Raw genomic sequence first — 25,061 nt, 5'->3', positions numbered from 1 at the left:
TCAAGACTATTTGGATTTCTTGGACGAGGATATGCATAGCCATGATGTGAATCGTTGGGTCCCTTGGCTTAAATTCAAATATCCAGAACTGCATTACCAGAGGACTCTTCGGTTAGTTGAATTGCTATCAATTTATGAGAATCCACTAGGTCGTCTGGCCTGGGGTTTGGCCCGCCTGCGTCTGGCTCGTTTGGGAGCCTTTTACGGTATATCCATCCCGCCAGGAGTATTTGGTAGGGGACTTTCTATTGCTCATATCGGCAATATAGTCGTCAATAATAAAGTCCGAGTTGGCAGGTACTGCCGCATTCATTCCGGTACGAATCTGGGTGAAGCGGAAAATTTTGCACCGCAAATTGGGCATAGTGTCTACATCGGTCCGGGCGCCGTTCTATTCGGGAATATTAAAGTGGGCGATAATTCGGTGATCGGCGCAAACTCCGTTGTGACAAAGGATGTTCCATCGAATGTTGTCGTGGCCGGCGCACCGGCCCAAATCATTCGTGATGTCGGCTCGAACTCCCCAATGCCTGGCTGGATGCACTTAGCACCAAGCCAAGTGAATCACCCGCGAGGCTCAGTCTAATGAAGATCGCATTTGTTGTTCCACGTTTAGCGGGTGGTGGAGCTGAGTACGTGGCCAAGGCGTGGGCTTCTCATCTCTCTGAGTCCGGAAACGAAGTCATCGTTTTTGCCACTCAGCCTATCGAGGTCGAGGTCGATGCTGGCTCGTTCCGCGTCGTGCCTCTTGGTGCCTCGTCCCTGTTCTCGCTGGTCAGGTCGCTTCGAAGGGCTATACGTGTTGAAGGCCCGGATGTGGTTATTGGTCTGATGCCGTTTTGGAATTTGCTGGCTCTAGCAGGCGTATTTTTGTCCTTTGGAGGACGCCCAAGAGTCATAGTAAGCAGCCACACAATTGAGTCGAATTATGGAGTAAACCGGAGTCGGGGATTCCATGCGCAGACCGCTATTGCCCGGGCGGTCTACCGGTTTGCTGACGCTTTCTTGGCAAGCTCGCACGCTGTCGCGGCAGAAGCCGTGGCAAGATATGGAATTGACCGCAATCGACTGTGGGTAGTTCCCAACCCCGTTTTCCCGGCTCCGGTGTTGTTACCACAACGCAGCCGTGGCATCGATGCCACGGACTCAGTGACCTTAGTGGTCCCGGGGCGGTTGGTCGCCCAAAAACGCCCCGGGCTGGCCTTGGATGTGGCATTCTCGCTAGGTGAGATCCAGGGAATGCGTCCAAAAGTCGTCTTCATTGGCGATGGTCCCGCCTTAGAGGCGACGAAACTCAGGGCGGAGAATATGCACGTCACCGCCACTTTCCTGAGCTGGTCAGCGGATTGGCCGACGCTGGTTCCTGAGAACTCTCTGGTTCTACTTCCCTCAATGCTTGAGGGGTTTGGAAACGTCTTGCTGGACGCTGCGGCGTCCGGTTTTCGAGTGGTGGCGTCCTCGCGGGCGTTAGGCGTGGCTGATGCAGTATTACCCGGCGTCACTGGTGTCTTGGTCAGCGGCGACGCTGTTTCGGACTACGTTGATGGCGTCCTTGCCGCTGAAACCTTGCTCCCTGGTGACTCAGTGACAGTTCAAAGCTGGATGAACCGATTCAGCGCTGAGAGTAGCGGAGCGCAGCTGCTCTCAGTGATAAAACGCCTGGTGAAGTAGAAGAATGCGTAGACAAACCTTCCTTAGGCTAGCGAGCCCCATAGTGGCGATCTTCGCTATGCTACCGGGCTTTGCATTACCCTTCGTCCTCACTGCTGTGTTGGGCAAAGACGTTAGCGATCCATTTTTTTTGGCTACCTCTGTTGCTCTGGTCCTCACGAACATTCTCGGAAACACTATCGAAGTCAATTCGGTTGTTCAGTTCGGGCGCGTTCGCGCGCAAAGCGGCACAGTGTCAAAAGGCGAACTGCGTAGGTACCGACGCGTTATTCGCAAATTTACTCTTCTGTCGACACTGCTGGGCGGTTCAGCGCTCATTGGCGCGTACTACCTTGCCATACTGCCCGAACAGCGATCTGACTTCCTCGTGGTGGCAGTGTTGACGTTGATGCTTCCGCTGATCGGCGGGGAAGCCAGCAGCCGATCGGGGCAGCTAATTTCGTGTGGGAAGCAGGAGATCCCAATCTTGCTCCAAGCTTTGAAGGCTGCGCTGCCGTTGCTACTGGTCTTGGTATGGCCTGGAGCGCCCTTGATCACAATCGCCTTGAGTATCGTGGTGGGCGAAGCGATCCGCCTGACCGCCCTACTGCCGTTGGCAAGTCGCTTGGACTCATTGGGGACGCAGACGGACTTGAGGCTTGAGACAGGCGGCCTGATTACACAGTCGCTTTCGACGGCCACTGTACAACTCGCGCCGGTCACTGACCGGATGTTCTTGTCGGCCGCTCCGACCGGAAGTCTCAGCGCGTATGAACTTGCAGACAAGATCTTCTTCGCCGGTGTCCAATTTTTCAACCTGAGTTACATAGTTCGGCGCGTGGGTCGGTGGTCTGAGTTACGTTCGACGCCAATGGACGAAGGCTTTCGGCTGCTTAGGCGAGACTTATTCGTTCTCTTGGTGCTTTCCAGTAGCGCTTCGGTGATAGCAATTGGCGTATTACAAATGGCGCCTGCGCTGTTTCCGATCCCTGAGGCGTGGCAACAGGGATTGGCCTGGTCGCAGCTTCTCCTGATTTCTTTGCCGGTCACGGTCATCTCAATGGCGTGCTCCCGGCTCCTTGTCGTGGCTGATCGTCAGTCCATACTTCTGTGGTTTGCTGCGACGATTACCCTCTTGACGGTGCTCCTTGACGGGGTCCTCTTCGCCGCAATGGGCCCAATTGGTATCCCCATCGCTTCTGTCTCGATTCGGACGCTAACCGCGATAACATATGTCATCGTGACTTGGCGGTGTCTGGTCCCGGTAATTGGAGCCGACCTTGGCCAGTTCGGAGAGGCTGAAACGTCTTCGCCCGACGCACAAGGGCTGGCGATGCCCTTCGATATGGGGAGCGTACCCAAATCCGACGCGCCTGCAATTCGGAGTCACATACATGATTGACGGCCCCTCGCATGTTCAGCGTTGTCTCACCTGATCCGGTAGTTGCGGTGGACACGGCGGCGAGTGCCCATGGATATGCTCGACCGCGACAGCGCGCGTGGAGGCCGCTTCTTCAACGACTTCCGGTACGGGGCGGACAGATCGATCGCGACTAAGTGCAGTGCCAGTTGCCAGTCCAGCGGGCGGGTGAAGGGCCAGTCGCCGACGCCTGTGTGGTCCCGGCCGTCGACGACACGCATGACATGTCCTTTGTCCAAGGTCCACGAGCGTTGTCAGCCTGTGGTCGTGCTGGGTCCACGGCCCGGACTTCGGATCACGGAAATAGCGCACCGACCGGCGGCGATGCTCGTCGATGCCCAGCATCCTCGGGCTGAGCCGATCCACGTCACAAGGGTCACAACACAGGCTTCGTTCACCTCCGCGCTGACCCTCCACCAGGACACGAGAATGCCGAGGCAGTCTCCGACACGGCCCGTCCAGTCCGGAACGAATGACCGCGTCGACGAGGTAGACCAGACCCGAAGCCGTCCGGTGGACCTGGCGTGCCGCGGGATCTTCGCAGTGGATTCAAAGAGGACACCGCGGGCAGGCGAGGCCACATCTCGCAGCACCAGCGGTACTTGGACCAGAGAGAACTTCAACGGCACCGGCGACCGAGCTAGGCACACCATTCAGCGCCTTACAGGAGACCCCCGCTGCGGTGGGACAGCGACATGCCTCCCTTCGCCACACGGATTACACTTTCGCCGCAGCGACCGCGCTCTGGGCAGATTTTGCTTGCCGGATTTTCAGCGCTTTGCCAAACTTGTGGGCTGGTATTTCAACAAGCGAATATACAAGTATCCCCACTCCCACGCCGACAGTCGTAAGCAAGAAGACACTCAGGACAAAGGGAAGGGTTTCTACGTATGGGCGTAACACCGAAACGACAGACAAATGTACCAAATAGATGCTGTAGCTTGCTGCACCAATCAGGTTTACGAACGGCAACCTCGCGATAGCATTGAACGTACGCCTGACAGTTCCCTCGCCTGGCACGAGCCCGAAGAGGATGACAGCGCAGGTTGCTACCGCTTGCAACGTGTAGCGAACGGTATCCCTAAACCATTCGTCCCGAATCACGAGACTCAGAATGTAAATACCTATCGCTAGGATCAGTATCGAAGGATGTGAGAAGGAAGGCACGAACTTTCCTCGGGCCCGATCGCTGCTGATCCAGCTATAGTAAATGACTGCCGCTAAGACTCCCCACGCGATTCCATCAATGCGCGTATCCGAACCGTAGTAGATCCGTTCCGACGATTGGGACGAGGCAAGTAAGAATCTAACGGTCGTGGAGTAAAGAATTGCGAATCCCGCCGTCACTCCGAGCCACAACATCGCCCTTCTGCCCTTAGCAATAAGGAGCCAGACAATTGAGAAAACAATGTAGAATTGTTCCTCGATTGCAAGGCTCCATACTACCTCGCTTCCGGGCAAAACTTCGAAGTGTCCTTGGTACTTGACCCAATTATAGGCAAAAAATATCTGGGACATTACTACGGGCCAATCAACGCTGATCCATAACGAATAGATCATCGTCGGTATAAGGACAACAACCAGAAAAGGCGGAGCGATCTTGATTGCGCGTCTTTGATAGAAGCGGAACACGGAAAAGCTGCCCGACTCCCCTCTCTCTCGTAGCAACAAGAAAGTAATGATGAATCCGGAAACGGCGAAGAAAATCGTCACGCCGCTTCCGCCGGGCACAAAGTGGCCAAGGCCGGCGTGGGCTACCACAACGAGCATCACTGCGAACGCGCGGAGGGCATCAATGTGTATGTATCTATTTTCGCCGTTCTTCGGCGCTGCTTCGTCGCTCAAATTCCCTCGTTCCGACGTCCGAAAATTGATGTTTGACTGGTGTGATTCGGCGCACACCGCATCTAGGCAAGAGATGTGGGCTGATTCTCCAGGAAGTCAAATTTCCCCAAGACGTCTTCAGCATACGCACCGGAGAATGTCGGGCGAAATTGATTGTACAGCGCCGGCCGATTGAGGAACCAAACTACTCACCTTCGCCAGCAGCGACCCTTGTGTGTCAGGCCGGCGAGCCTACGGCGTTCGGGTGTGTAATGGCTTAGAAACAGGACCGGCATCGCTTGCCCGCCCGAGTAAGCGGGGCACGTCATATACGGATGTGCATGAAGTCTTGCGTACCGCGGGTGTGGCACTTGCGGTGGCACCCAGCGAACGACAGTGTGTAATTTGATGGGTTACCGCCGAAGGGTAGCTGCTAAGGGCGAGTGTCCTGTCATCGCTCCAAGCGTCTCGGTATTGCTGGAACTGGATGCGGACGTACCGAAAACGAGGTATGCAAGCGCCCCAAGCATAATCATTGAAATAGGCACATTGTCTACAAGAGGGTATGCCGAAATCTGTATGGAGAATGTAGCCAAGGCGGCCGCGCCTGCAGGGTTATTTTGGACTACAGCAATAATGAGAAGGCCAAGCATGAGGACCATCATGAGAGCCAGTCCTGCAATACCTAGGCTGACCAAAACTCCCGCATAAGAGTTCTCAAATGGGAGAGTGATGCCAGCGAGTACGGATCGCTGAGCTGACGAACCGGCACCAGAACCGGTAAAGCCGTCGCTTGCTGCCGCGTCGAGGGCGAGATCTAGGAGTATTGATCGTAGCCTCGACGATCCTTCGCCTTCTGCCGATGCGGAACGCTCCTGGACAATCGGTGTGGTCGCAACCGCCCAAGCTGCCGCAACTGCCCCAAGAGTCCAGAAGGCCTTTCTGCCGAAAGACATGGATTTGGTGGTCAGCACAGTGATGAGACCCAAGCAAAGGCCGGCAGCCAGCGCTCCCACTGCGCTTCTGGAAACCGTCAATACGGCACCCGCTCCGCACAGAACACCGGATACCAAGGCCAGTTTCGAATTCGTCCTCGCCGCATGCATGATTCCGAAGGCTGATGTAGTGGCTAGGAACGTGGCATTCATGAGCGGGTGTCCCAGTGTCGTAGTGACACGGAAGGTGCTCCAGAGTTGATTGAAACCGATACCTGAAGAATCCTGGTTTGCGTAGATAGCCTGGAGAAACGATGTACTTGTCACTCCTTCGGCGATTGCCATCGCTCCAATGAAAAGGCCGAGCGATAACCACGTTGCGGTAAGGCTCGCCACACTACGGTGGTCTGCCTTCTGACCCATCCAAGCGAATCCAATGAACGCAATCCCGACAGTGAAAGTCCAGAAGAGAGAACGCGCAGGATCTAAACTCCACGCAGCCGAAGCAGTGGAAAGACCCAGGAGCAAGCATGCAATCCAAGTCCAAAGTTTAGGGACGCGTCCGATTGTTCCTTGGGGCTTGCCGATTGAGCGGAGCATCCAAATAAGCAGCATTCCTAAGGCAGGCGCCAGGTAACGGCCGAAAACCGGATTAACAGACGGCATATATGTAATCGGAAGGAGAACAAACAACGCCAGCGCCATTCCGGGGAGCCAGTGCCTTGGCAGGCTCAGCGTGCAGGCGAGCAAAGCCAAGGCGCCCATCGCAGTAAACACTAGAGTGCTGATCCCTGTGAATATGACGGTTAGGTTCAACGCAATCACTACGACGATGACCAAGATGATTGTAACAAGCCCCTGCTTCGTGGCAGGGAATAGCTTAGTCGGTCTCAAGAACAACGCTCCGAAATCCAGTTTGACTTTATCCACGACATCCAGACGCCAGGTATTCGCCGCCTTGGCCCGCTTTCGCGAGCGACCATCGATAATTTGCCGGTATGTATAGTGTGCATCTCGATTTCAAGAGAAATCCACCGGCAACTCGTAGTCAGCTGCGTGCCTACGCTCTTAGGGAGCCGACGAAGCGAGTAAACGCTTGGGCGAGTGAGTTTAGTGCCTGGCCAGCGACCGGTTCCTCGTTCACTATATATGCTCAGCATCCGGCAACCCCCTTCTTCTCAGACTAGTGGACGTCAGGCGTCGGGCCGGAAGCGTCATGTTGGTCTTCCGTGGCGAGCGCCGGGGCCGCTGCCGGTACCCCCTTTGTTGCACAGCTTGAGGCCGTCGCAAGCTGTAGTTTGTAAAATATTCAACTAATTCTGGCCTTGCCTTCATCAGGGAAGGTCGCTATCTCCGACTGTCCCTGGCGAAGCATGGACGCGGGGCCGCGTACAATTGCCGTGATCCACAAATTAGTTACGTTCCCGATGCCTGTCATTCCCGCGTCGGGATACTCACACAGGGGGACCCAGGTTGGAACTCGGCGACTACTTACGCATTCTGCGACGAAACTGGATGGTAATCGTTGCTGCCATGCTAGCTGGCGTCTTGGTGTCTGCAGGAGCTTCCGCACTAGTCCAGCCGACGTACACAGCTTCCACGCAACTATTCGTTGCGATTCAGAATTCTGGCTCAGCGCAGGAGCTGCAGCAGGGAAACACCTTTAGCCAAGCGCGAGTTCAGTCGTATGTGAAGACGGTTACCACGCCTGTCGTTCTGCAGCCGGCGATAGACTCCCTGGGCCTCGAAATCACGGCTGAAGAATTGGCACAGCAGGTTACGGCAACGTCTGATCTGAACACGGTTCTTATCAATATCTCCGTCGATGACGCTTCTCCGGTCCAAGCTGCCGCACTTGCGAAGGCGATAGCATCTAGCTTGATCGCAGCAATTGAGACTCTTGAACGGCCTAAGAACGGTGGCTCATCTCCCGTCAACATGTCCGTAGTAACCCCCGCCGAAGCACCTAAATACCCATCCGCGCCCAATACAAGGTTGAATGTCCTTCTTGGCCTTCTTATCGGTATTGCCATAGGTACTACGTCCGCGATACTCCGAACAACTTTGGACAACCGCCTTCGGGGTGAGGCCGATCTCAGGCGTGTTACGCCTGCGCCTTTGCTGGGCGGCATAGCTTTTGATCAAGATGCCTCCCGCAAGCCCCTTCTGACACAGGCGGCACCTCAGAGCCCCCGGGCCGAGTCTTTTCGCCAGCTCCGGACAAACCTGCAGTTTGCTAACATCTCGGGCCGTGCCAAGTCCGTCCTAGTGACGTCCTCCCTGCCGGGCGAGGGGAAGAGCACGACAGCCACAAACCTCGCGATCGCTCTCGCGCAGGCGGGTCAGACAGTCTGCCTAGTTGACGCGGATTTAAGACGCCCGATGGTCAACGAGTATCTTGGACTTGATCGCAATGCGGGGCTCACGTCTGCATTGTTGGGCCTTGCGGAGGTAAATGATCTCCTTCAGCTGTGGGGTGACGATAGTCTTTATGTGCTTACGTCCGGCCAGATTCCCCCCAACCCCAGTGAACTTCTCGGCTCGCAGGAGATGCAACAACTGATCGTGGGACTGGAACAGGTGTTCGACACGATCATTATCGACGCTCCACCACTCTTGCCTGTTACAGACGCAGCTGTTTTAGCCCAGCATGTCGGCGGCGTTGTCGTCGTCGTAGGATCGCAGAAACTAAAAGTCCAAGACTTGGAAAAGTCCTTGAATGCTCTGGATATGGTTGGTGCCAACTTGCTAGGGGTGGTCATGAACCGACTGCCAGTGAAAGGCCCAGATTCCTACTCCTACACCTACTATTCGAACCAAGAAGGTTCCCAAGGGGACAAGGGTGGGCAGTGGAGAAGACCTGCGGTGCTTCAACGTACCGTCGAAAATGGTTCTCGCTCATTCAATGCCAACTACGAGTCCGCGGCTTTAGATGACGCGGTTAGGCCAGCGCGGGCATTCCCTGGAAAGCAGGCCGACGGTGCCGCGCAGACGTATTGAGATAAAGTACTTCACCTTCTGCCGCCGATTCCATTGGCTGCATTTTCCAGACGCATCGGGCATAGCGGGCTTCATCGTCTACTAGCGAGCATCCGAAGGGCTGAATCACTCGAGACCGAAGTGGCATCGACGCCTGCAGCGTTTGGACATTTCCTCCCGCACTCCCATCAAGGGCGTGCGTAAAGCCGTCGCAGACAACATGTCACGCAGTCATGCTGAGATCCCCGAGGCCACTGTTCGGCCGGATGTTGACACCACCGCACTCGTCGTAACTTCGCACGAGCCTGAAGAAACCCAGACGGCCCGCAGGCTGATAGTTCCTTTCATCCTGTGGGCCGAAAAACTCAGCTTGCGTGAGCTGGATGACGAGATCCTCTGGCTCACCGATGCGGTTCGTGACGGCAAGCCAGTCGGGCATAGCTTGGGCGCCGGACATTCAAACTCATTAATTATGCGGTCTTTGGCGTGGATGGTCCGGCAGCGATCGTCAACCACTCCGAGGTGGCGATTCTAGGCCTGGGTCGTATCATCGACAAGCCGTGGATGCTAATGGGCCGTGCGCAAAGTCTCGTAGCCGACCCTCACGTATGATCACCATGTGTTTGTGACGGTGGGAAGGCTCCGGATTCCTTCGGTACGATGCTTATTTTGAACGAGAATCCAGTGAGGCTTCGCCTCTGACCGCCGAGGTGGGTGGTTGGCTGTCGCTGATGACGCCCCGTCCGGTGCGGTGCAATCTGATGGTATCGGAGGCTCGGCTCGGAGGGGATGCGGTGATTGTGGTGGTTAATGTCAATGACGTCCTCGAAGGCCACGTGGCCCTGGATATCCAGTGCCTGGACCGGATCTATCTCAACGGCTATGTCCCGACACTGCAGGTCGGTGGCCAGGTCGTTTCGTTCATGACCAGGCATCTGGGCTACCGGATCCCTTCTCCGGCGATCCTGGAAAAGATCGGCACCAACTTTCGCCGCTCGGTGAATTCGTTCGCCGAGACCAACCACATCCCGCTGATCCGCTTCGCCAAGGAAGACCGGAAGATCGATGTGATTCGCCGCTATCTGGGCACCCAAGAGAGGACCGGCCGGTCCGGGGTCGCCGCGATCGGAGTGGCGCAGGAGTACCAGAATGTCTTCGCCTCGACCCAACGCCAGGGCACCAACGGCATCCCGTGCTTCGGCTTCCATAAGGCAGACCGGCGGGTGACGTGCTTCTATTTCTATCTCTGGGATACCGACTTCGGTCCGGCGTTCATCAAGGTGTGCGCGTACTTCCCGTATCCGATCAAGGTCTGGGTCAATGGTCACGAGTGGGCCAAGCGCCAGTGCCTTCGGGAAGGGGTCGGGTTCACGGCCCTCTCCAACGGATTTGCCGGCTGCCAGGATCCGCAGGCCCTGCAGGAGATCTGTGACCGGCTCGGGCCGGGCACCATCGAGGTTTTCTTCCAGCGCTGGCTCGCCGTGCTGCCGCTGCCGCTGACCGATCACGATGCGGACGCCGGGTACTGGTGGGAGCTGTCCATGCGCCAAGTCGAGATCTCCCGCACCCTGGTCTTTGACGCGCCCCGCCGTGCCCGCGGCTTCTTTGAGGCACTCGTCGCGGACAATCTCGATATCGGCCGTCCCGACAGCGTCGAGCTGATCTTCACCGGGCATGCGCCCCACAGCCGTCCCGGCCGCCCGCCCGATCCCGGACTCTGCAAGACTAAAATTGTCACCCGGGATACCGACGTCACCGTCAACGCGTTCTACAAACACTCCCGCGTCAAGCAATACCTCAAGGACGGCCGTGCGCTGCGTATCGAAACCGTCGTGAACTCGCCCGATGACCTGCGTTGTCACCGCCGCCTGGAACATCTGCCCGAGCTGCAATCCAAAGCCCGTGACATCAATGCCCGCCTGCTCGATACTGAACGTGTCGGGCAGGGTTGTATCCTTGCGAGCCCAGCCTTTGAGCGGGTCGCACAGTCCACCCTCACCGAGGATGGCAGGAGGGCCCCGGCCTTGCGGTTCGGCGATCCACGGGTCATGGCCCTGCTCGGCGCCTTATGCGTAACCATCAATACCCTCGGATTCACCCATCGGAGCCAGCGTGCCCGGGTGACCAATCTGCTGGGCACCGGTTACAGCACCAACCAAATGAGCTATGACCTCGCACGGCTGCGCCGCAAGGGACTCATCGAACGACGCCCACACAGCAACACGTACGACATCACGGCCGAGGGCCAACGCGTCGCCTTGTTCTACACCAAGGTCCACAACCGGCTCCTGCGTCCGCTACTGGAAGCCGACAAACCACCCGCACCGGCACCACTACGCCAGGCCCTGGCAACTATCGACCGTCACGTCCGCAGCTACATTGACGATGCAAGAATGGTAAATGCAGCCTGAAAACTCAAGTCAAACATCAAAGTTCTGACCCCCAAGGAACGCTAGGGTCGTTGCTGGCTGAGAACTGGGTGGCTCATGGACACATGTATTAGCGTGACATGGCCGTTCCATTCATTCGTGTCGTTGAACTTCCGCACCATCTGTCCTGCGTTCGTTACGATGTGGCCATGAGGGCATCCGAAGAGCACGACAGGCACAATGAAGAGACACGCAGGCTGTTAGGCGTGCTAGAACAAGAAGATCGCGCACTAGCGGACATAATGGCCGCAGAAGCGGGCATGGCCGCCGCCATGAACAACGGTGGGTTGCGAGCCACCCACTTCAAGGATGCGATGGCCGCCGAGGCCGCTGTCATCGCCGTTAGAAAGGCGCTCACCGAGCATATCAAGAGCACAACACATTTAGTTCGCAATTATAGAATTCTTGATCTGCATAGCGGCGCTGCCTTGGACGAATTCACAGTCGATTACGAAGTTGCGCCCTGGGAGGCGTCTAAGCGAATGGCCGCGAAACAGGTTCACAAATACGATTTGCAGGAGCAACAACCAGATGGATCGTGGCTGTCCTACAATCCAGAGAGAAGTTAGCTCCGGGACACAAGAGCACCGGGTCTCTTCGTTAGTGGCCTTACGTTGCGTTGCAGCCATCGGTCTGACGGCAGCGAAGTCGCCGCGTTGATCGACCGTCGGCGGACCGCGACGGGAGTTTATAGGTTTCCCCGCACGCAGGCCATAGTCTGGGGTCAGCACGGGGGATTGCGGACTGTAGGTCGTAAAGCGGAAGACTGCTTCCATGCTGCGCTTGACGGCTAAATGGGTCATTCCGTGTGTTCAGCACACCGGGCCGCTCGCAATTGCCGGCGACGTCCTCCGTTGGTTACCGTCGTTGCACGGCTGCCGGGGCATGCCAAAGTCAGTTCTATGAGTCCGATGTTGCCGTTGGTGGTGCGCACGGTTATCCGGTAGGTGACGTCCACGTCTTTGTCCTTCTTGAAGCGGAGCAGTGCTTCCTGCAGTTGGATGTCCTTGTTGCCCTCGCGCAGAAGGACGTATGTTGTGGAGTTCGTGTAGTTGGTCATACCCTCCTTGACTGTTTTCTTGGACCAGGACTGGCAATGGGCGCCGCCGAGGCTGTCGCTTCCGGCGCCGCGGATTTGCTGACGCTGGAGGAGGGAATGGCGTCGGGCTCTTTGCTGCCGCCCGCGAGGCCGTTGAACGCCGTCACCTGCAACGGCGATGACCGCCACCACGCCCGCGCCGCCGGCCACCCAGCCCCAGCCAGCCCCGGACGGGCATCTCCCTGCTTCGGCGGCGCCTGGGTGAAGGCAGATGCCTGCTCTGGATACCGGTCGGTCGCAACCAGCGGCCCACGGCTGTCTTGGTAGAGGGTTGATCCCGCCGCGTCCAACTGGCGTCCAGCCGGCAGTCAGCCGGGCTTATCGAACCTTATCCATGCTTGATAGGTGAATTTTCGGCCAAGTACGCGACACCTGACCATGATGGAACGCCCGTTGGCGCCCGAATCCGGACTGCTGTCCGGGGGGCAGCACTCACTCGATGGCCTGCGCACCATCGCGGTGGCCGGCGTTTTTCTGTTCCACACCGTCACGGGGTTCGCCCCCGGTGGATCCATTGGCGTGGACGTTTTCTTCACGCTCAGCGGCTTTGTCATCACTCTTCTGATCATGAAGGAGTACCGCTCCACGGGCCGGCTGCGCGTTGGAGTCTTCTACGCCAAACGGCTCGCCCGGCTCTGGCCGGCGCTGCTGGTTCTTTGCGCCGTCGTCGTTATGGTCGGCCTGATCTTTCCGTCGTCGGGGTGGGGCGGCCAGGCAGCCGATGCCATCCCGGCGGCTGGCTACCTGATGAACCTGTCCAACTTCGGAGCCTTCGGTTCCTCGACCGGCGGCGGCGCGCTGAGCCCCACCTGGACGCTCGCGGTCGAGGAGCAGTTCTACCTGGTCTGGCCGGTGCTCCTTCTGTTGATGCTGCGGTTCTGGAAGGTCCGCACCGTCGCCTGGATCACGGCCGTCCTGGCGGCTGGGTTCCTGGTTTCACGGTTCTTCCTGGTCTCCGGAGGGGCATCGCTGGCCCGGATTTACAACGGGCCGGATGCACGGGCTGACGAGTTGCTGCTGGGTGCGCCGTGGCTCTGGTGTTGTCGTCCATCAGCCCGGGCTCTAGGCTCCATGTCTCGCTGCAGGCCGGAGTCCGGCGGGGCGGTCCGTTCGCTGGGCTCGCCTTGGTGATCGCCGTGTTCACGCTCAAAGAGCCGACCACGCCCGGGGCCTGGTTTGATATCTTCTGGACCGTGGGCCCCACTGCCTTGGCACTGCTGGCCGGGCTGGTCATCGGCTGGCTTGTCCTTTTGACCGACGGCCTCATCTCCAGGACCCTCGGCTACCGCAGGCTTTCCCGCCAGGGCCGGGACCTCTCCTATGGAATGTACCTCTGGCACCTGCCGGTCTATATCCTGCTGATTCCCCTTGTTCCATCACTGGCAGTCCGTGTGCCCCTGACAGCGGCCCTGACCGTGCTGTTGGCGTACGGGTCATTCCGATTTGTGGAGCGGCCCATCCGGCGCTGGGCCTCCCGAAGGCTGGCGCCCGACGTCGTTCGTCCCGTCACGGAGCCCGCCGGAGTTAGCTCAGGCGGCTTCACCCGAGTGCTCAGCGCACCACACAGTCGCAATTAACTGGCCGCCGTCGTCGGTCTTTTGATACACCGTCACGTGGTTGGTTGCCTTGGCGCAGAGCGCGCAGAAGGTCGTGTGCTGTTTTGTCCCCATAGGCAAATAGTACGCAGAACAAAGTTTCAGGAGGGTAAACACTGCCTTTCTGCTGCGCCACCCGCGGCGTCTTAAGGCCTGCCCGAACTCCACGGCGCCACTCTTTTTCGCTTTGCAGGACTAAGCGCGGGCAGGGTAGATCTCCCCCTCAAGATTTGTGACAGATGCGGATAAATTGTTGCCGAGGCGGTGGGTCTTAGGTAGATCTGCATACTACGATGCAGCTACGTGATAGTGCTTCACAAGAAGCTCAACAGAACGCCATGGAGTAGGAAGCGCCTGCCGCTAATTGTGTCTCTTTTCATTTGTTGTCCTCTCGCATAGTGGCCGGACAACAAATGAGGCCTGAATCGAATTTAGGAGGATTGTTTTGGTTGCTGGAATGTATGGGGCAGACGTAGAACAGCTTCGGTCCTTGGCGAAGAATTTCGAAACGTCTGGTTCCAACTTGCTGAATGTCATCAGAACTTTGGACCATTACATCAACGCCACGGATGCTTGGCGGGGGCCTGACGCCGAACGCTTCCGCTCCAACTGGAACGAACGCGACAGGCTCGCGGTGATGCGTTCCGCAGAAGCTCTCAATGAAGGAGCATCAGCGCTGGCCCGGAATGCCGAGGAACAGCAACAAGCCAGCGCAGCCAACGGCGCATCCTCACATGGTTCTGTTCCTGGTGGTAGCCAGACGTCGATGACCGCTTCCGGTGCGCCCGGCGATAGCCAAGGTGGCGTGATTGATGAGCGGGCCGTGATAGAGATGTACCACGATTTGAGGCAGCTAAAGCTTGGCGGCCTCACCATTTCCGATGAGGCGGTAATGGTCGGGAAAATCATAGGCGGTGGTTTCCTTGAGAAGGCCGGATATGTGGTGGACGCCGCCGATCTGGTCGATGCGGTCAGCCACGGCGAGTGGGGCGATGCGGCCAGTGTCCTCACCAAGACCGCCGGCGACACGATAAAGAACTTCGGTCCCGTCGGTTACCTTGTCGGCGCGAACATTTCCGTGTGGACTGATGTGGTCAACGAAGCCAGCAAGGCCGATTGGTCCGAGGAAGCAAGACTTCAAGTAGTGGACTACGCTACCCAAAACCCGTGGGATGCCTTAGATGCTGTAGTAGAAGCAGAAATGAATTTCCTCCCAAATCTCGTTATGGATGTTTGGCCCGCAAAATTAGGGTTGTTTAGCCGATGAGACTTGAACTGAGCGGCCCCGAGGTTGTTGCGCTCGCTGCGCACTCCGGGAAAATCTGGCCCGCCGCGGTAATTGGCCTGGATTACGGAAACCAGGAACTTCTCCAGGAATTCGTGTTGGACGGTACCCGCTCCCTCATTTCCCGCGGACTCGCCGACGTGGACAGCGGTCGCATCGCGATCGACTCGCGGTTGATCCGAGGCCTCAGGCCGGTGTTTTCCTCGCCTGGGGTGTCCGCATTTGTCGGCACGGCTGAAGACGTTGCCGAAATTGCCGGGGGAGCAATCTACCTGTATCCGGATGGTGAGGACTGCATTGTCGAAGTTGTTCGCGCGACAGGCCAGCGAGAGCTGCTCGGCCTGAGCAAGTCTCGTGCGATCCAGCTCCTGCAGATATTCGCGGAATCGGTCTTTCGGTCACCTCATGGCGACGATGATCCTTCGGACCTGGTAGTTTACGTCGGCGCTCCGGTCGCTCCGGATCTTCCGATATCTGTTGTCCGGCCCGGTCGCCTAAGCCATGGTGTTGCTCCGAAGGCTGGTGGTCCCGTGGTGGGCGCCCGAGACGCAGAACAGTGGGACATAGGTTGGATCATTCGTCTCCTGAACCAGACCCAAATCCCAGTTTAGGAAATTGTCGTATTGCGTGACTCTAAACCCGGCTGATCCCGGCTGCCAGTCCGCCCAGGACACCACCGAAGCACCTAACCCTGCTCCGCCGGCGCAGTCCCCGACGTCCAAGAAGGACTGTGAAAAGGGCGGATACCTGACCTACGGATTCAGGAACCAAGACGACTGTGTTTCGTACGTGACCTCCAAGCACCTCTAAGAATCGAGCAGTCCCACGACGGCGGTCTGCGGGGTTGCCACCGCGTCGAGGCAAGGTTTCATCCAGCGGACACTCAGCGGGGTTACAGAAACGTTATATATGCTCGATGGGTGAATTTTTGGTCAAGTAGCGGAATCCCGAACATGAAAGAACGCCCGGTGGCGCCCGCATCCGGACTGGTGTCCGGGCGGCAGCACTCACTCGATGGCCTGCGCACCGTCGCGGTGGCCGGCGTTTTCCTCTTCCACACGTTAACCGGGTTTGCCCCCGGTGGATCCATTGGCGTGGATGTTTTCTTCACGCTCAGTGGCTTTGTCATCACTCTTCTGATCATGAAGGAGTACCGCTCCACGGGCCGGCTGCGCGTTGGAGTCTTCTACGCCAAACGGCTCGCCCGGCTCTGGCCGGCGTTGCTGGTTCTTTGCGCCGTCGTCGTAGTGGTCGGCCTGGTCTTTCCGTCGTCGGGGTGGGGCGGCCAGGCAGCCGATGCCATACCGGCGGCCGGCTACGTGATGAACCTGTCCAACTTCGGAGCCTTCGGTTCCTCGACCGGCGGCAACGCGCTGAGCCCCACCTGGACGCTTGCCGTCGAGGAGCAGTTCTACCTGATCTGGCCAGTGCTCCTACTGGTGATGCTGCGGTTCTGGAAGGTCCGCACCGTCGCCTGGATCACGGCCGTCCTGGCGGCGGCGTTCCTGGTTTCACGCTTCTTCCTGGTCTCCGGCGGGGCATCGCTGGCCCGGATTTACAACGGACCGGATACACGGGCTGACGAGTTGCTGCTGGGGTGCGCGGTGGCTCTGGTGTTGTCGTCCATCAGCCCGGGTTCCCGGCTCCACGGCTCGCTGCAGGCCGGTGTGCGCCGGTTCGGTCCGTTAGCGGGGCTCGCCCTGGTGCTGGCCGTTTTCATGCTCAAAGAGCCCACCGAATCCGGTGCCTGGTTTGATATCTTCTGGACCGCCGGTCCAACTGCCTTGGCAATACTGGCCGGGCTGGCCATCGGGTGGCTTGTCCTGCTGCCAGAAGGCCTCGTCTCAAGGATCCTGGGCCACCGCTGGCTTTCCCGCCCGGGCCGGGACCTGTCCTATGGAATGTACCTTTGGCACTTGCCGGTCTTTATCCTGCTGATTCCGCTGGTCCCGTCACTGGCCGTCCGCGTACCGCTGACGGCAGCCCTGACCGTGCTGATGGCTTACGGATCGTTCCGATTTGTGGAAACACCCATCCGCCGCTGGGCTTCCAGAAGGCTGGAACCCGCCGTCGTCCGTCCCGCCCCGGAGCCAGTACCGGAGCCCGCTCGGGAGCTGGAGCTGGCCGGCCGTACCTGAACGAACTGAGTTTCTCCGCGCCGACGCCGGTATGATGTGCCGGGTGACGAGAAACGGTGGGGACCCAACATGACCAAGCAGGACTGGCTCAAGTACGGTGCACTCTTTCTGCTGGCCGTCGTTGCCTTCGGGGTAGCAGGAATCGCCCTGACGAATCCGCGCGGCCCGGGCGAAGCCGTCAGCCCTGTGACGGCAAGCTCTCCGGTGGCCACGCCGACTGCTACGGCAACCCCGGCACCCACACCCACCGCAACGGCCCAACAGCTGAAAATCCAGCTTCCCGCCCAGCCCGTCCTCCTGATTCTTGGCGATTCGTACACTGCCGGTGAGGGCGCGGACCAGCCAGGCCAGGGGTGGGCGTACGTTGTTGCCAACGCACTCGGATTCCCCACCAACATCGACGGTGAGGGCGGAACCGGCTTCGCGTGGGGCGGTGGTCCGCAGGGCAACCAGGCCCGTGAGTACGAAGTCCGGTTGCGGGAAGCCGCTGAGGATCCGCGCTTCGTCCCCAACGTCCTCATACTGCAGGGCGGCCAGAACGACGCCCTGGTCACCAGCCCTGATGAAATCCAAACCGCCACGGCGCAGACCATCGAGGCGGCCCGCAGGTTGTGGCCCGGCGTCCAGGTAATTGTTCTTGGGCCCTCGGCCCCCCAGCCGTTAGCGGAGGAACTGCAAGGTGCGAACAGCGCCGTCCGCGCCGGGGCCGCAGCCGCCGGTGCTCCGTTCATCGACGCCTACGAGGCCGGCTGGTTCACGGGCGCCAACAGCCCTGGATTCGACTTTGACGGCGCGCACCCGAACACCGCCGGCCACGCGCATCTTGCCGAGAAGTTCCTGGAGTCCTGGGCCACGCTGACTCAGTGAGCCGCCTCCTGCGGACGCGGCGATGCCTCTTGGACACCATCTACTAACGCGTATCAACATCCTCAAACACCAGAAAAGTCTGCGTGTCCTGGACGCCCGGCATGGCCTGCAACTGGTCGAAAATCACGCGCCGCAGGTCGGTGTTGTCGATGGCGCGCACGAGCAGGATCACATCAAAATCGCCTCCCACAAGGGCGATGTGATGGACCTCCGGGATCGCGCGCAGCTGCTCGCGCAGTTCCCGCCACGAATGCTGGCTCACCTTCAAAGTCACGTAGGCGGAGGACTTCAGCCCGGCCTTGATGGGGTCCACCAGGGCCGTGAATTTGGTCAGCACCCCTTCGCCGGTCAGCCTGGCAATGCGGGTGTACGCGTGGGCCCGGGAGATGTGGACGTTCTCGGCCACCTGCGTCACGGACATCCTCCCGTCCCGGGTGAGTTCGGCGATGATCCGGCGGTCGACGTCGTCTAGCGGCACCTCCCCGGACTCTCCTTCAAGTCGTGCCAATTCGTCCACCGCTCCCGCTCGTTGTCCAGATCACATTTCAATTCGTCTTCCAGAGTAGGTCCATCCGGCGGAACCTTCCACGATTTGGCGAACTACTGGATACGAAACTTCCTCGAGGGCCATACTGGAACCGACTAGTGGCTACAGAAGGACGGACCAATGACGATCTCCGCGGACCACCCTGCGCCGGACCAGGCCCAGCGCTTGCCGGCTGAAGATGCAGTATCCGAAGCGGTGCGGAAGTTCGGCATCACGGTGGAGGACTACATGCTGCCCGCCCGCCACCAGATCCAGATGGTGGACCCGGAGGGACGGCTCATGGCAGAAAGTGAGCAGGGCACGGAACCCGGCCACGAGTATCCCCTGCCCGCCGATGAGGAACTGCTGGCCGCTTACGAGCAGCTCGTCGTCGGACGCCGCGTCAACGACCAGAACTCGGCGCTCGTCCGCCAGGGCCGCATGGCGGTGTATCCGTCCAGCCACGGCCAGGAAGCCTGCCAGGTGGCAGCCGCGCTCTGCCTCTCCGACGGCGACTGGCTGTTCCCCACCTACCGGGATGCCGTGGCGGTCATGGCCCGGGGAGTTGATCCCGTGGAGACCATGACCATCTTCCGGGGTGACTGGCACAGCGGCTACGATCCGGCCAGGCACAAGGTGGGCATCCAGTGCACGCCGCTCACCACCCAGCTGCTGCACGGCGTGGGTGTTGCGCACGCGGCAAAGCTCCGCGGCGAGGACACCGTTGTCCTGGCGATGTGCGGGGACGGCGCCACCAGCGAGGGTGACTTCCATGAGGCCCTGAACTTCGCCGCTGTCTTCCACCTGCCCGTTGTCTTCTTCGTCCAGAACAACAAGTACGCCATCTCGGTTCCGCTGGCGCACCAGTCCGTGGCGCCGTCGCTCGCCCATAAGGCAGTGGGCTATGGCATGGCCGGCGAACGCGTGGACGGCAACGACGTGGTTGCCCTCCTCGCCGTGCTGGACCGGGCCGTGAAGCTGGCACGCGAAGGCTCCGGGCCGCTCCTGGTGGAGGCACACACGTACCGGATGCAGGCACACACCAACGCCGACGACGCCACCCGCTACCGCCAGGACAGCGAGGTGGCCGAGTGGCTGGCCAAGGATCCCATCAGCCGGATGAAGACGTACCTCACCGGGCGCGGACTGCTGGACGACGACGGCGCCGCGCGGATCGCTGCTCACGCTGAGGACGTTGCCACTCAACTTCGTGAGGGGCTGGGTGAGGATGTTCCGGTGGACCCCCAGGAACTCTTCCGACACGTGTTCTCGGTGCCCACACCACAGCTGAAGGAACAGTCCGCCATGCTGGCCGACGAACTTGCCCGTGAAGTGTCGTCAGAGGAGTCGCCGAAATGAGTCCGACCATCACCACATCGTCCGAGGCGAACGGCAACGTCAGCGCAGCAACGGCCCGGGCTGCCGCGTCCGCCGCTTCTGTGGCTGAAGCTTCCGGACCGCAGGCTGTCACCATGGCCAAAGCTCTCAATACTGCTTTGGCTGATGCGATGCACGCCGATCCGTCCGTCCTGGTCTTCGGCGAGGACGTGGGCCTCCTGGGCGGGGTCTTCCGCATCACGGACGGCCTCACCAAGACCTTCGGGGAGCAGCGCTGCTTCGATACCCCGCTGGCCGAGTCCGGCATTGTCGGCATGGCCGTGGGGATGGCCATGAACGGGATGCGGCCGGTGGTGGAGATGCAGTTCGATGCCTTCGCGTATCCGGCGTTCCAGCAGATCGTCAGCCACGTGGCCAAGATGCACAACCGCACGCGGGGCTTGGTGAAGCTGCCCATGGTGATCCGGGTTCCCTACGCCGGCGGGATCGGGGGAGTGGAGCACCATTGCGACTCCTCCGAGTCCTACTACGCCCACACCGCGGGCCTGAAGGTGTTCACGCCCGCCACCGTGGCCGACTCGTACCGGATGCTCCGCGAAGCCATCGATTCGGACGACCCCGTCATGTTTATGGAACCCAAGAAGCTCTACTGGTCCAAGGACCTGGTGGACCTTGGGGACCTGCGGGCACAGCACTCACTTAACGTCGAGGCGGGCAGGTCCTCGGAAGGGCGTGCCGCCGTCGCCCGTGCCGGGACCGACGCAACTCTCATTGCCTACGGACCGTCCGTGCCTACGGCGCTGGCGGCAGCTGCTGCTGCGGCGGAGGAGGGGCGCTCGCTGGAAGTCATCGACGTCCGCTCCATTGTTCCCTTCGACGATGAGACTGTGTGTGCCTCCGTCCGTAAGACCGGCCGGGCTGTGGTGATCGCCGAGGCGCATGGATTTGCGTCCGTGTCCTCCGAGATCGTGGCGCGGGTCCAGGAACGCTGCTTCCACTACCTCGCCGCTCCCATCCGCCGTGTGACGGGATTCGACGTCCCGTACCCCGCACCGAAGCTCGAGCACTACTACCTGCCCGGCGTGGACCGCATCCTCGACGCCGTCGACGACCTCCAGTGGGAGAACTGACCATGAGTGAACCGAAAGTATTCCTGCTGCCCGACCTCGGCGAAGGCCTGACCGAAGCCGAACTGGTCAACTGGCTCGTGTCCGTGGGGGACGAGATCCGCGTGGACCAGCCCATCGCCGAAGTGGAGACGGCCAAGTCCATGGTGGAAGTCCCGTCGCCGTACGCCGGCACCGTGACGGTGCTCCACGGCGAGCCCGGCCAGACGCTGGACGTGGGCAAGCCGCTGATTTCCGTGCTTCCGGTGGGCTCGGTGGTTGAGCCTGTCGAAACCAAGCCTGCGGAAACCGGTGCAGCGGATGCCTACCGCGAAGAGGAGAAGGCCGGGTCCGGAAATGTGCTGATCGGGTATGGAACGCCCGGCGGCGGTGGCGCTGCCCGGCGAACCAGAGCTCCCCGAACAGTGGTTTCGACAAGCTCAACCAACGACAAGCCGGTGATTGAGCCTGACGCCCAGAAGGCGGCGGATGACCTGCTGCTGCTCCGGACTAGGGTCCCCGGGAAACTGGGTGCCGTCATTTCACCGCTCGTCCGGCGGATGGCCAGGGAACACGGCGTGGACCTTGGCGACATTCACGGCTCCGGTGACAGCGGGCTGATTATGCGCCGGGACGTTGAAGCGGTCATCCATCCGGCGGTTGAGGTTTCGACAGGCTCAACCACCGAACGCCCGGAATCTCGACAGGCTCGATCACCGGAGGTTTCGACAGGCTCAACCACCGGCGGCGTGGACGCGCGCACAGGGCTGGGAATTTCCTCCCGGACACCCGTCAAAGGTGTCCGGAAGGCCGTGGCCGCGAACATGTCCCGCAGCCGTGCGGAGATCCCCGAGGCCACCGTCTGGGTGGACGTGGATGCCACGGCTCTGGTGGAACTCCGGGCTGGCCTCAAGAAGTCTGATCCGCACAATACGCCGGGGCTCCTCGCGTTCATCGCACGTTTTGTCACGGCCGGGTTAAAACGATTCCCGGACCTGAACACCCGCATCGAAACTGCTGCCGACGGCGCCCAGGAGATCGTTGGCTTTGCCGGCATCAACCTGGGCTTCGCGGCCCAGACGGACCGCGGGCTGATGGTCCCCTCGATCCGCAACGCGGACAAACTCAGTGCCCGCGAACTGGACGTGGAGATCCGCCGGCTCACCGCCGTCGTACGCGAGGGCAAGGCGACGCCGGAGCAACTGGGCAGCGGCACTTTCACCCTGAACAACTACGGCGTTTTCGGGGTGGACGGTTCCGCAGCCATCATCAACCACCCCGAGGTGGCGATCCTGGGTGTCGGGCGCATCATTGACAAGCCGTGGGTGGTGGACGGGGAACTCGCGGTCCGCAAGGTCACCGAACTGACGCTCACGTTCGATCACCGCGTGTGCGACGGCGGCACAGCAGCCGGATTCCTGCGGTTCGTAGCTGACGCGATTGAGAACCCGGCATCGGTGCTGGCTGACATCTGAGATCGCGCGGGTGGCTAATCAGTGATGGCTGGATCCAATTCCTCTTCTTTAGCATCGAGGGTCTGCGAGGCGTCAATGAACTGCGGCGGGGAGAGCTTGTAGGCGCCGTAGTACACCCAGGCAATGGCCCCAGGGCTGACGGCCTTCAACTTTGCCGGCCGGATGTCCGGGACGAGGTGAGGCTTCTTCCAGTTCAGTGCGATGTAGACCAGCGCGATGGCAACCCAGGCGGTGACGAAGACGCCCTGCCCCTCGGTGGCGGTTGCCTGTGCCTGACCCACGGGAACGATGTCGCCGGCCTCAAGCTTGCCGGCGGCGGCGCCCGTGCGCCCGCCCACAAGCTGCTGGCTCCAGTGGTCGCATACGACCGCAACCACAACAGCGCGCTCCTGCAGACCTGAGAACCTACCTGGAACATAACGCGCAGCCGTCCGACACATCCCGAGACCTCTATATCCACCGCAACACCGTGAGCAAGCGCCTGCGGCTTCTCTCGGAGCTGCTGCGGCTGCCCCTGGACACCCTGGACGGACAGGACGGACAGGGAAAAAGCCGGGCGCGCGGCGAGGGAACGCCGTGCTGCCCGGCGGGTGCGTGTGAAGGAGAACCGGAGGGGGCCTTCCTCGAAGTGTTGGGCGACGCCGCCGATGAGGGATCGGATCGCGTAGTACACGCAGAGGTATCCGTAGATTTCCTGCAGGACCGTTGTGAACAAGCAAGGGGGCCGCGGACCATTGGTGCCAAGGGTGCGAAGAAGAGCGGGTCGGTCGGCGCCGACGCAGGCTTCATGATCCGCGGAGCCTCCAGGGAGCTCGAAGGTCAGCCGTCCAACTTCGCCGGCCGCTGGTCGCGATCCGGTCGGCGTCCCGACAAACTTTCTACGGCCTCCTCGATACTTACGTCTGCACGCTCGACATCCTCCAAGTAGAGCCTGCCGCCAGTGATTTGGCCGTTCCTAATCTCAAAGAGCGTCACTCCGCGGACCTGGAAATTCTCGCCGTCAACGCGATTTCCAGACCAGGACCACTCGCTCCAGGTCATGTCGCCGTCATCCACCGAACGGATCAATTCTGCGCGGAAATCGGGAATGCCCGCGAACATCGCTTGCCAGTTGGCATGCATTTGAGCACGTCCAACAAAGGCTCGGCCGGGGTGGGCGGGCTGCTCGCTCCGGTAGTTCTCGTGAAAAAGTGCCGCTGCCGCTTCGAGATCGTGGACGTTCAGGGCTGCCGCCAACCTATCTACGACTTCACTCATAGGCCCATCCTTTATAGTCCTTCTTCTTAATGCTTCCGCTAGACCGAAGACAGCAGGCTAGGACTTGGGTGCTGCCGGCGATGGTTGCTCCCTTTCGGCCCACGCACCGTCGTCCATCGAGAGCGTTTTCCAACCCACATACGATAGTGCGGCGGCATAAGGCACTGCGCTGAGGACGCTGAATGCCAGCGTAGACGGCAGGATCACGGACGCGATGATGAATGCCACTACAGCCACTGCCGGCCACCACGGGACGAAGTCGTTACGCCAAAGCGCCAGGAGGAACAGCGGAAGTCCGAAGTAGACACCGATGAGCCCCGGAATCTGCCATGCGGCCATAAGAATCGGCGTCGCCGACCTCTCCAGGATTCCGACGGCATCTCCAATGGACAGCCCGGATTGGCCGAGGGCGATAGCGAACCAGTCAACAAGGAACAGTCCGCTCACGTTGACGAGGCCAACAAACGCCAGCAGTCCGGCCGCACGCCCCCACATGACTGCCCGGTGGCGAACCATCGTCAGCAGTCCCAGCACTGAGATTGACAGGAAGACCATGCCGTAATGAAGGAAAAGCGGGGCAACCTCGCCTTGAACCGGATTGGCGCTAACGGTCTGAATCATACTTGCGGCGCTGTCTTCGGGCTCCCACGGCGTGAGGGCCATTCCAGTGAGCATGCCGGCTGCACCGGCGAAGAGTCCTGTTGCCGTTGTAATCCGGCTGAATCGTGCTGTCTGAAGGATCATTTTGACCACTCGCTCGAAGGACAGGTTTGTCGGCCATTGTCCTCCAGCCGCATTCGGCGGGCAAGCAGAACCTATGAGTGAAAGTACAGCGAAGGTTATCAGCCAACTGTGCCACGTGGTCGTACGCTGTCCGCTCTTGGAATATGCGGTGCATCAGGCATGCCGGAGGCGTTGGGGCGCGTCGTAACCATAACCTGACAGCGGCGCCTTCTGCCCTCCTTGCTTAGGCGAGAAGTGAACCGGTCGATTTCTTCGACTACAAGACTCCGCTGACCCCTTCCTCGATCTCTTGACTTGAATTCGTGGAAGTCATCGGCGAACGGTCTCTCCCAGAGATCCATTTGCTGTAATCGGTCAGGTCCCCACGGAGAGGCAGCTTAGGATCAGCAATCTC

At 60.0% G+C, this 25,061-nt stretch carries 26 protein-coding genes and 2 pseudogenes; 19 read left to right on the top strand and 9 right to left on the bottom strand.

Features of this window, described 5'->3' with window-relative positions; translation table 11 throughout:
- The first annotated feature begins 31 nt into the window (after nt 1–31).
- From ACX80V_RS08485 to ACX80V_RS08475, 3 genes are read left to right on the top strand one after another with little or no spacing between them, the layout of a single operon-like run.
- Nucleotides 32–586, top strand: coding sequence for a serine O-acetyltransferase (locus ACX80V_RS08485; RefSeq protein ID WP_485842778.1), 555 nt, complete (start codon nt 32–34; stop codon nt 584–586).
- Nucleotides 586–1,671 (top strand): glycosyltransferase, encoded by a 1,086-nt coding sequence (locus ACX80V_RS08480; protein ID WP_485842777.1) that lies wholly within the window; start codon nt 586–588, stop codon nt 1,669–1,671. Before ACX80V_RS08485 ends, ACX80V_RS08480 begins: the two co-directional genes overlap by 1 nt.
- Nucleotides 1,672–1,714: 43 nt before the next feature.
- Nucleotides 1,715–3,052, top strand: a complete 1,338-nt coding sequence (locus ACX80V_RS08475; RefSeq protein WP_485842776.1) for a hypothetical protein — start codon at nt 1,715–1,717, stop codon at nt 3,050–3,052.
- 26 nt (nt 3,053–3,078) lie between these two features.
- Here ACX80V_RS08475 and ACX80V_RS08470 read toward each other — a convergent pair whose 3' ends face one another.
- The 3 genes from ACX80V_RS08470 to ACX80V_RS08460 all read right to left on the bottom strand — a co-directional run bounded on the left by ACX80V_RS08470 (nt 3,079) and on the right by ACX80V_RS08460 (nt 6,759).
- Nucleotides 3,079–3,291: a hypothetical protein gene (locus ACX80V_RS08470; RefSeq protein ID WP_485842775.1), complete on the bottom strand. Its 213-nt coding sequence runs from the start codon at nt 3,289–3,291 to the stop codon at nt 3,079–3,081.
- 496 nt (nt 3,292–3,787) lie between these two features.
- Nucleotides 3,788–4,915 (bottom strand): acyltransferase family protein, encoded by a 1,128-nt coding sequence (locus tag ACX80V_RS08465; RefSeq protein WP_485842774.1) that lies wholly within the window; start codon nt 4,913–4,915, stop codon nt 3,788–3,790.
- 392 nt (nt 4,916–5,307) lie between these two features.
- The gene (locus ACX80V_RS08460; protein ID WP_485842773.1) at nt 5,308–6,759 is read right to left on the bottom strand and encodes a hypothetical protein; all 1,452 of its coding nucleotides are present in this window, start codon (nt 6,757–6,759) and stop codon (nt 5,308–5,310) included.
- Nucleotides 6,760–7,302: 543 nt separating this feature from the next.
- Between ACX80V_RS08460 and ACX80V_RS08455 the strand changes: the two genes are divergently transcribed.
- From ACX80V_RS08455 to ACX80V_RS08435, 5 genes are all read left to right on the top strand, one after another.
- Entirely contained in the window at nt 7,303–8,829 is a 1,527-nt protein-coding gene (locus tag ACX80V_RS08455; protein WP_485842772.1) for a tyrosine-protein kinase domain-containing protein, read from the top strand.
- Nucleotides 8,830–9,028: 199 nt separating this feature from the next.
- Nucleotides 9,029–9,343 carry a hypothetical protein gene (locus ACX80V_RS08450; protein ID WP_485842918.1) on the top strand — a complete coding sequence of 105 codons (315 nt, stop codon included), beginning with the start codon at nt 9,029–9,031 and terminating at the stop codon, nt 9,341–9,343.
- Complete coding sequence (locus tag ACX80V_RS08445) at nt 9,295–9,420, top strand: hypothetical protein (RefSeq protein ID WP_485842771.1); 126 nt, start codon at nt 9,295–9,297, stop codon at nt 9,418–9,420. Before ACX80V_RS08450 ends, ACX80V_RS08445 begins: the two co-directional genes overlap by 49 nt.
- Before the next feature lie 224 nt (nt 9,421–9,644).
- The gene (locus tag ACX80V_RS08440) at nt 9,645–11,219 is read left to right on the top strand and encodes a hypothetical protein (RefSeq protein ID WP_485842770.1); all 1,575 of its coding nucleotides are present in this window, start codon (nt 9,645–9,647) and stop codon (nt 11,217–11,219) included.
- Nucleotides 11,220–11,317: 98 nt separating this feature from the next.
- Nucleotides 11,318–11,806, top strand: a complete 489-nt coding sequence (locus ACX80V_RS08435; RefSeq protein ID WP_485842769.1) for a hypothetical protein — start codon at nt 11,318–11,320, stop codon at nt 11,804–11,806.
- A 230-nt stretch (nt 11,807–12,036) separates the two neighbouring features.
- Here the strand turns inward: ACX80V_RS08435 and ACX80V_RS08430 are convergent, their stop codons facing one another.
- The gene (locus tag ACX80V_RS08430; protein ID WP_485842768.1) at nt 12,037–12,486 is read right to left on the bottom strand and encodes a hypothetical protein; all 450 of its coding nucleotides are present in this window, start codon (nt 12,484–12,486) and stop codon (nt 12,037–12,039) included.
- 195 nt (nt 12,487–12,681) lie between these two features.
- Here ACX80V_RS08430 and ACX80V_RS08425 point away from each other — a divergent pair, with 195 nt between their 5' ends.
- The 7 genes from ACX80V_RS08425 (at nt 12,682) to ACX80V_RS08395 (ending at nt 18,221) form a co-directional block, all read left to right on the top strand.
- Nucleotides 12,682–13,467: an acyltransferase family protein gene (locus ACX80V_RS08425; RefSeq protein ID WP_485842767.1), complete on the top strand. Its 786-nt coding sequence runs from the start codon at nt 12,682–12,684 to the stop codon at nt 13,465–13,467.
- Nucleotides 13,468–13,472: 5 nt separating this feature from the next.
- On the top strand, nt 13,473–13,913 hold the full coding sequence (locus ACX80V_RS08420; RefSeq protein WP_485842766.1) for an acyltransferase family protein: 441 nt from the start codon (nt 13,473–13,475) through the stop codon (nt 13,911–13,913).
- Nucleotides 13,914–14,421: 508 nt separating this feature from the next.
- Nucleotides 14,422–15,198: a WXG100 family type VII secretion target gene (locus ACX80V_RS08415; RefSeq protein ID WP_485842765.1), complete on the top strand. Its 777-nt coding sequence runs from the start codon at nt 14,422–14,424 to the stop codon at nt 15,196–15,198.
- On the top strand, nt 15,195–15,827 hold the full coding sequence (locus ACX80V_RS08410) for a hypothetical protein (protein ID WP_485842764.1): 633 nt from the start codon (nt 15,195–15,197) through the stop codon (nt 15,825–15,827). The genes ACX80V_RS08415 and ACX80V_RS08410 overlap by 4 nt, the downstream gene beginning before the upstream one ends.
- Before the next feature lie 16 nt (nt 15,828–15,843).
- Entirely contained in the window at nt 15,844–16,026 is a 183-nt protein-coding gene (locus ACX80V_RS08405) for a hypothetical protein (RefSeq protein WP_485842763.1), read from the top strand.
- A 143-nt stretch (nt 16,027–16,169) separates the two neighbouring features.
- Complete coding sequence (locus tag ACX80V_RS08400; protein ID WP_485842762.1) at nt 16,170–17,354, top strand: acyltransferase family protein; 1,185 nt, start codon at nt 16,170–16,172, stop codon at nt 17,352–17,354.
- Nucleotides 17,355–17,423: 69 nt separating this feature from the next.
- Nucleotides 17,424–18,221, top strand: coding sequence for an SGNH/GDSL hydrolase family protein (locus ACX80V_RS08395; RefSeq protein WP_485842761.1), 798 nt, complete (start codon nt 17,424–17,426; stop codon nt 18,219–18,221).
- A 43-nt stretch (nt 18,222–18,264) separates the two neighbouring features.
- Here ACX80V_RS08395 and ACX80V_RS08390 read toward each other — a convergent pair whose 3' ends face one another.
- Entirely contained in the window at nt 18,265–18,729 is a 465-nt protein-coding gene (locus ACX80V_RS08390) for an Lrp/AsnC family transcriptional regulator (RefSeq protein ID WP_141141390.1), read from the bottom strand.
- 159 nt (nt 18,730–18,888) lie between these two features.
- Between ACX80V_RS08390 and ACX80V_RS08385 the strand changes: the two genes are divergently transcribed.
- The 3 genes from ACX80V_RS08385 to ACX80V_RS08375 are packed head-to-tail and all read left to right on the top strand — an operon-like array spanning nt 18,889 to nt 22,666.
- Entirely contained in the window at nt 18,889–20,106 is a 1,218-nt protein-coding gene (locus ACX80V_RS08385) for a thiamine pyrophosphate-dependent dehydrogenase E1 component subunit alpha (protein WP_485842760.1), read from the top strand.
- Nucleotides 20,103–21,215, top strand: coding sequence for an alpha-ketoacid dehydrogenase subunit beta (locus ACX80V_RS08380; protein ID WP_485842759.1), 1,113 nt, complete (start codon nt 20,103–20,105; stop codon nt 21,213–21,215). The genes ACX80V_RS08385 and ACX80V_RS08380 overlap by 4 nt, the downstream gene beginning before the upstream one ends.
- A 2-nt stretch (nt 21,216–21,217) precedes the next feature.
- Nucleotides 21,218–22,666 (top strand): dihydrolipoamide acetyltransferase family protein, encoded by a 1,449-nt coding sequence (locus tag ACX80V_RS08375; protein WP_485842758.1) that lies wholly within the window; start codon nt 21,218–21,220, stop codon nt 22,664–22,666.
- A 14-nt stretch (nt 22,667–22,680) separates the two neighbouring features.
- On the opposite strand, the gene ACX80V_RS08370 is transcribed toward ACX80V_RS08375, so the two are convergent.
- Nucleotides 22,681–23,043, bottom strand: coding sequence for a hypothetical protein (locus ACX80V_RS08370; RefSeq protein WP_485842924.1), 363 nt, complete (start codon nt 23,041–23,043; stop codon nt 22,681–22,683).
- Here ACX80V_RS08370 and ACX80V_RS08365 point away from each other — a divergent pair.
- Nucleotides 22,935–23,180, top strand: a pseudogene (locus ACX80V_RS08365) (helix-turn-helix domain-containing protein); the annotation flags it as partial. The gene ACX80V_RS08370 and the pseudogene ACX80V_RS08365 overlap by 109 nt on opposite strands.
- 33 nt (nt 23,181–23,213) lie before the next feature.
- Here ACX80V_RS08365 and ACX80V_RS08360 read toward each other — a convergent pair.
- From ACX80V_RS08360 to ACX80V_RS08350, 3 genes and pseudogenes are all read right to left on the bottom strand, one after another.
- A pseudogene (locus ACX80V_RS08360) lies at nt 23,214–23,369 on the bottom strand (IS4 family transposase); the annotation flags it as partial.
- A gap of 116 nt (nt 23,370–23,485) precedes the next feature.
- Entirely contained in the window at nt 23,486–23,923 is a 438-nt protein-coding gene (locus ACX80V_RS08355) for a nuclear transport factor 2 family protein (protein WP_485842757.1), read from the bottom strand.
- Between the two features lie 57 nt (nt 23,924–23,980).
- The gene (locus ACX80V_RS08350; RefSeq protein ID WP_485842756.1) at nt 23,981–24,544 is read right to left on the bottom strand and encodes a hypothetical protein; all 564 of its coding nucleotides are present in this window, start codon (nt 24,542–24,544) and stop codon (nt 23,981–23,983) included.
- Between the last annotated feature and the right edge of the window lie 517 nt (nt 24,545–25,061).

This window comes from Pseudarthrobacter arbutini (genome assembly GCF_054510915.1).
The sequence above is the reverse complement of the archived record's forward strand: the minus strand, read 5'-3'. Positions and strand labels throughout refer to the sequence as shown.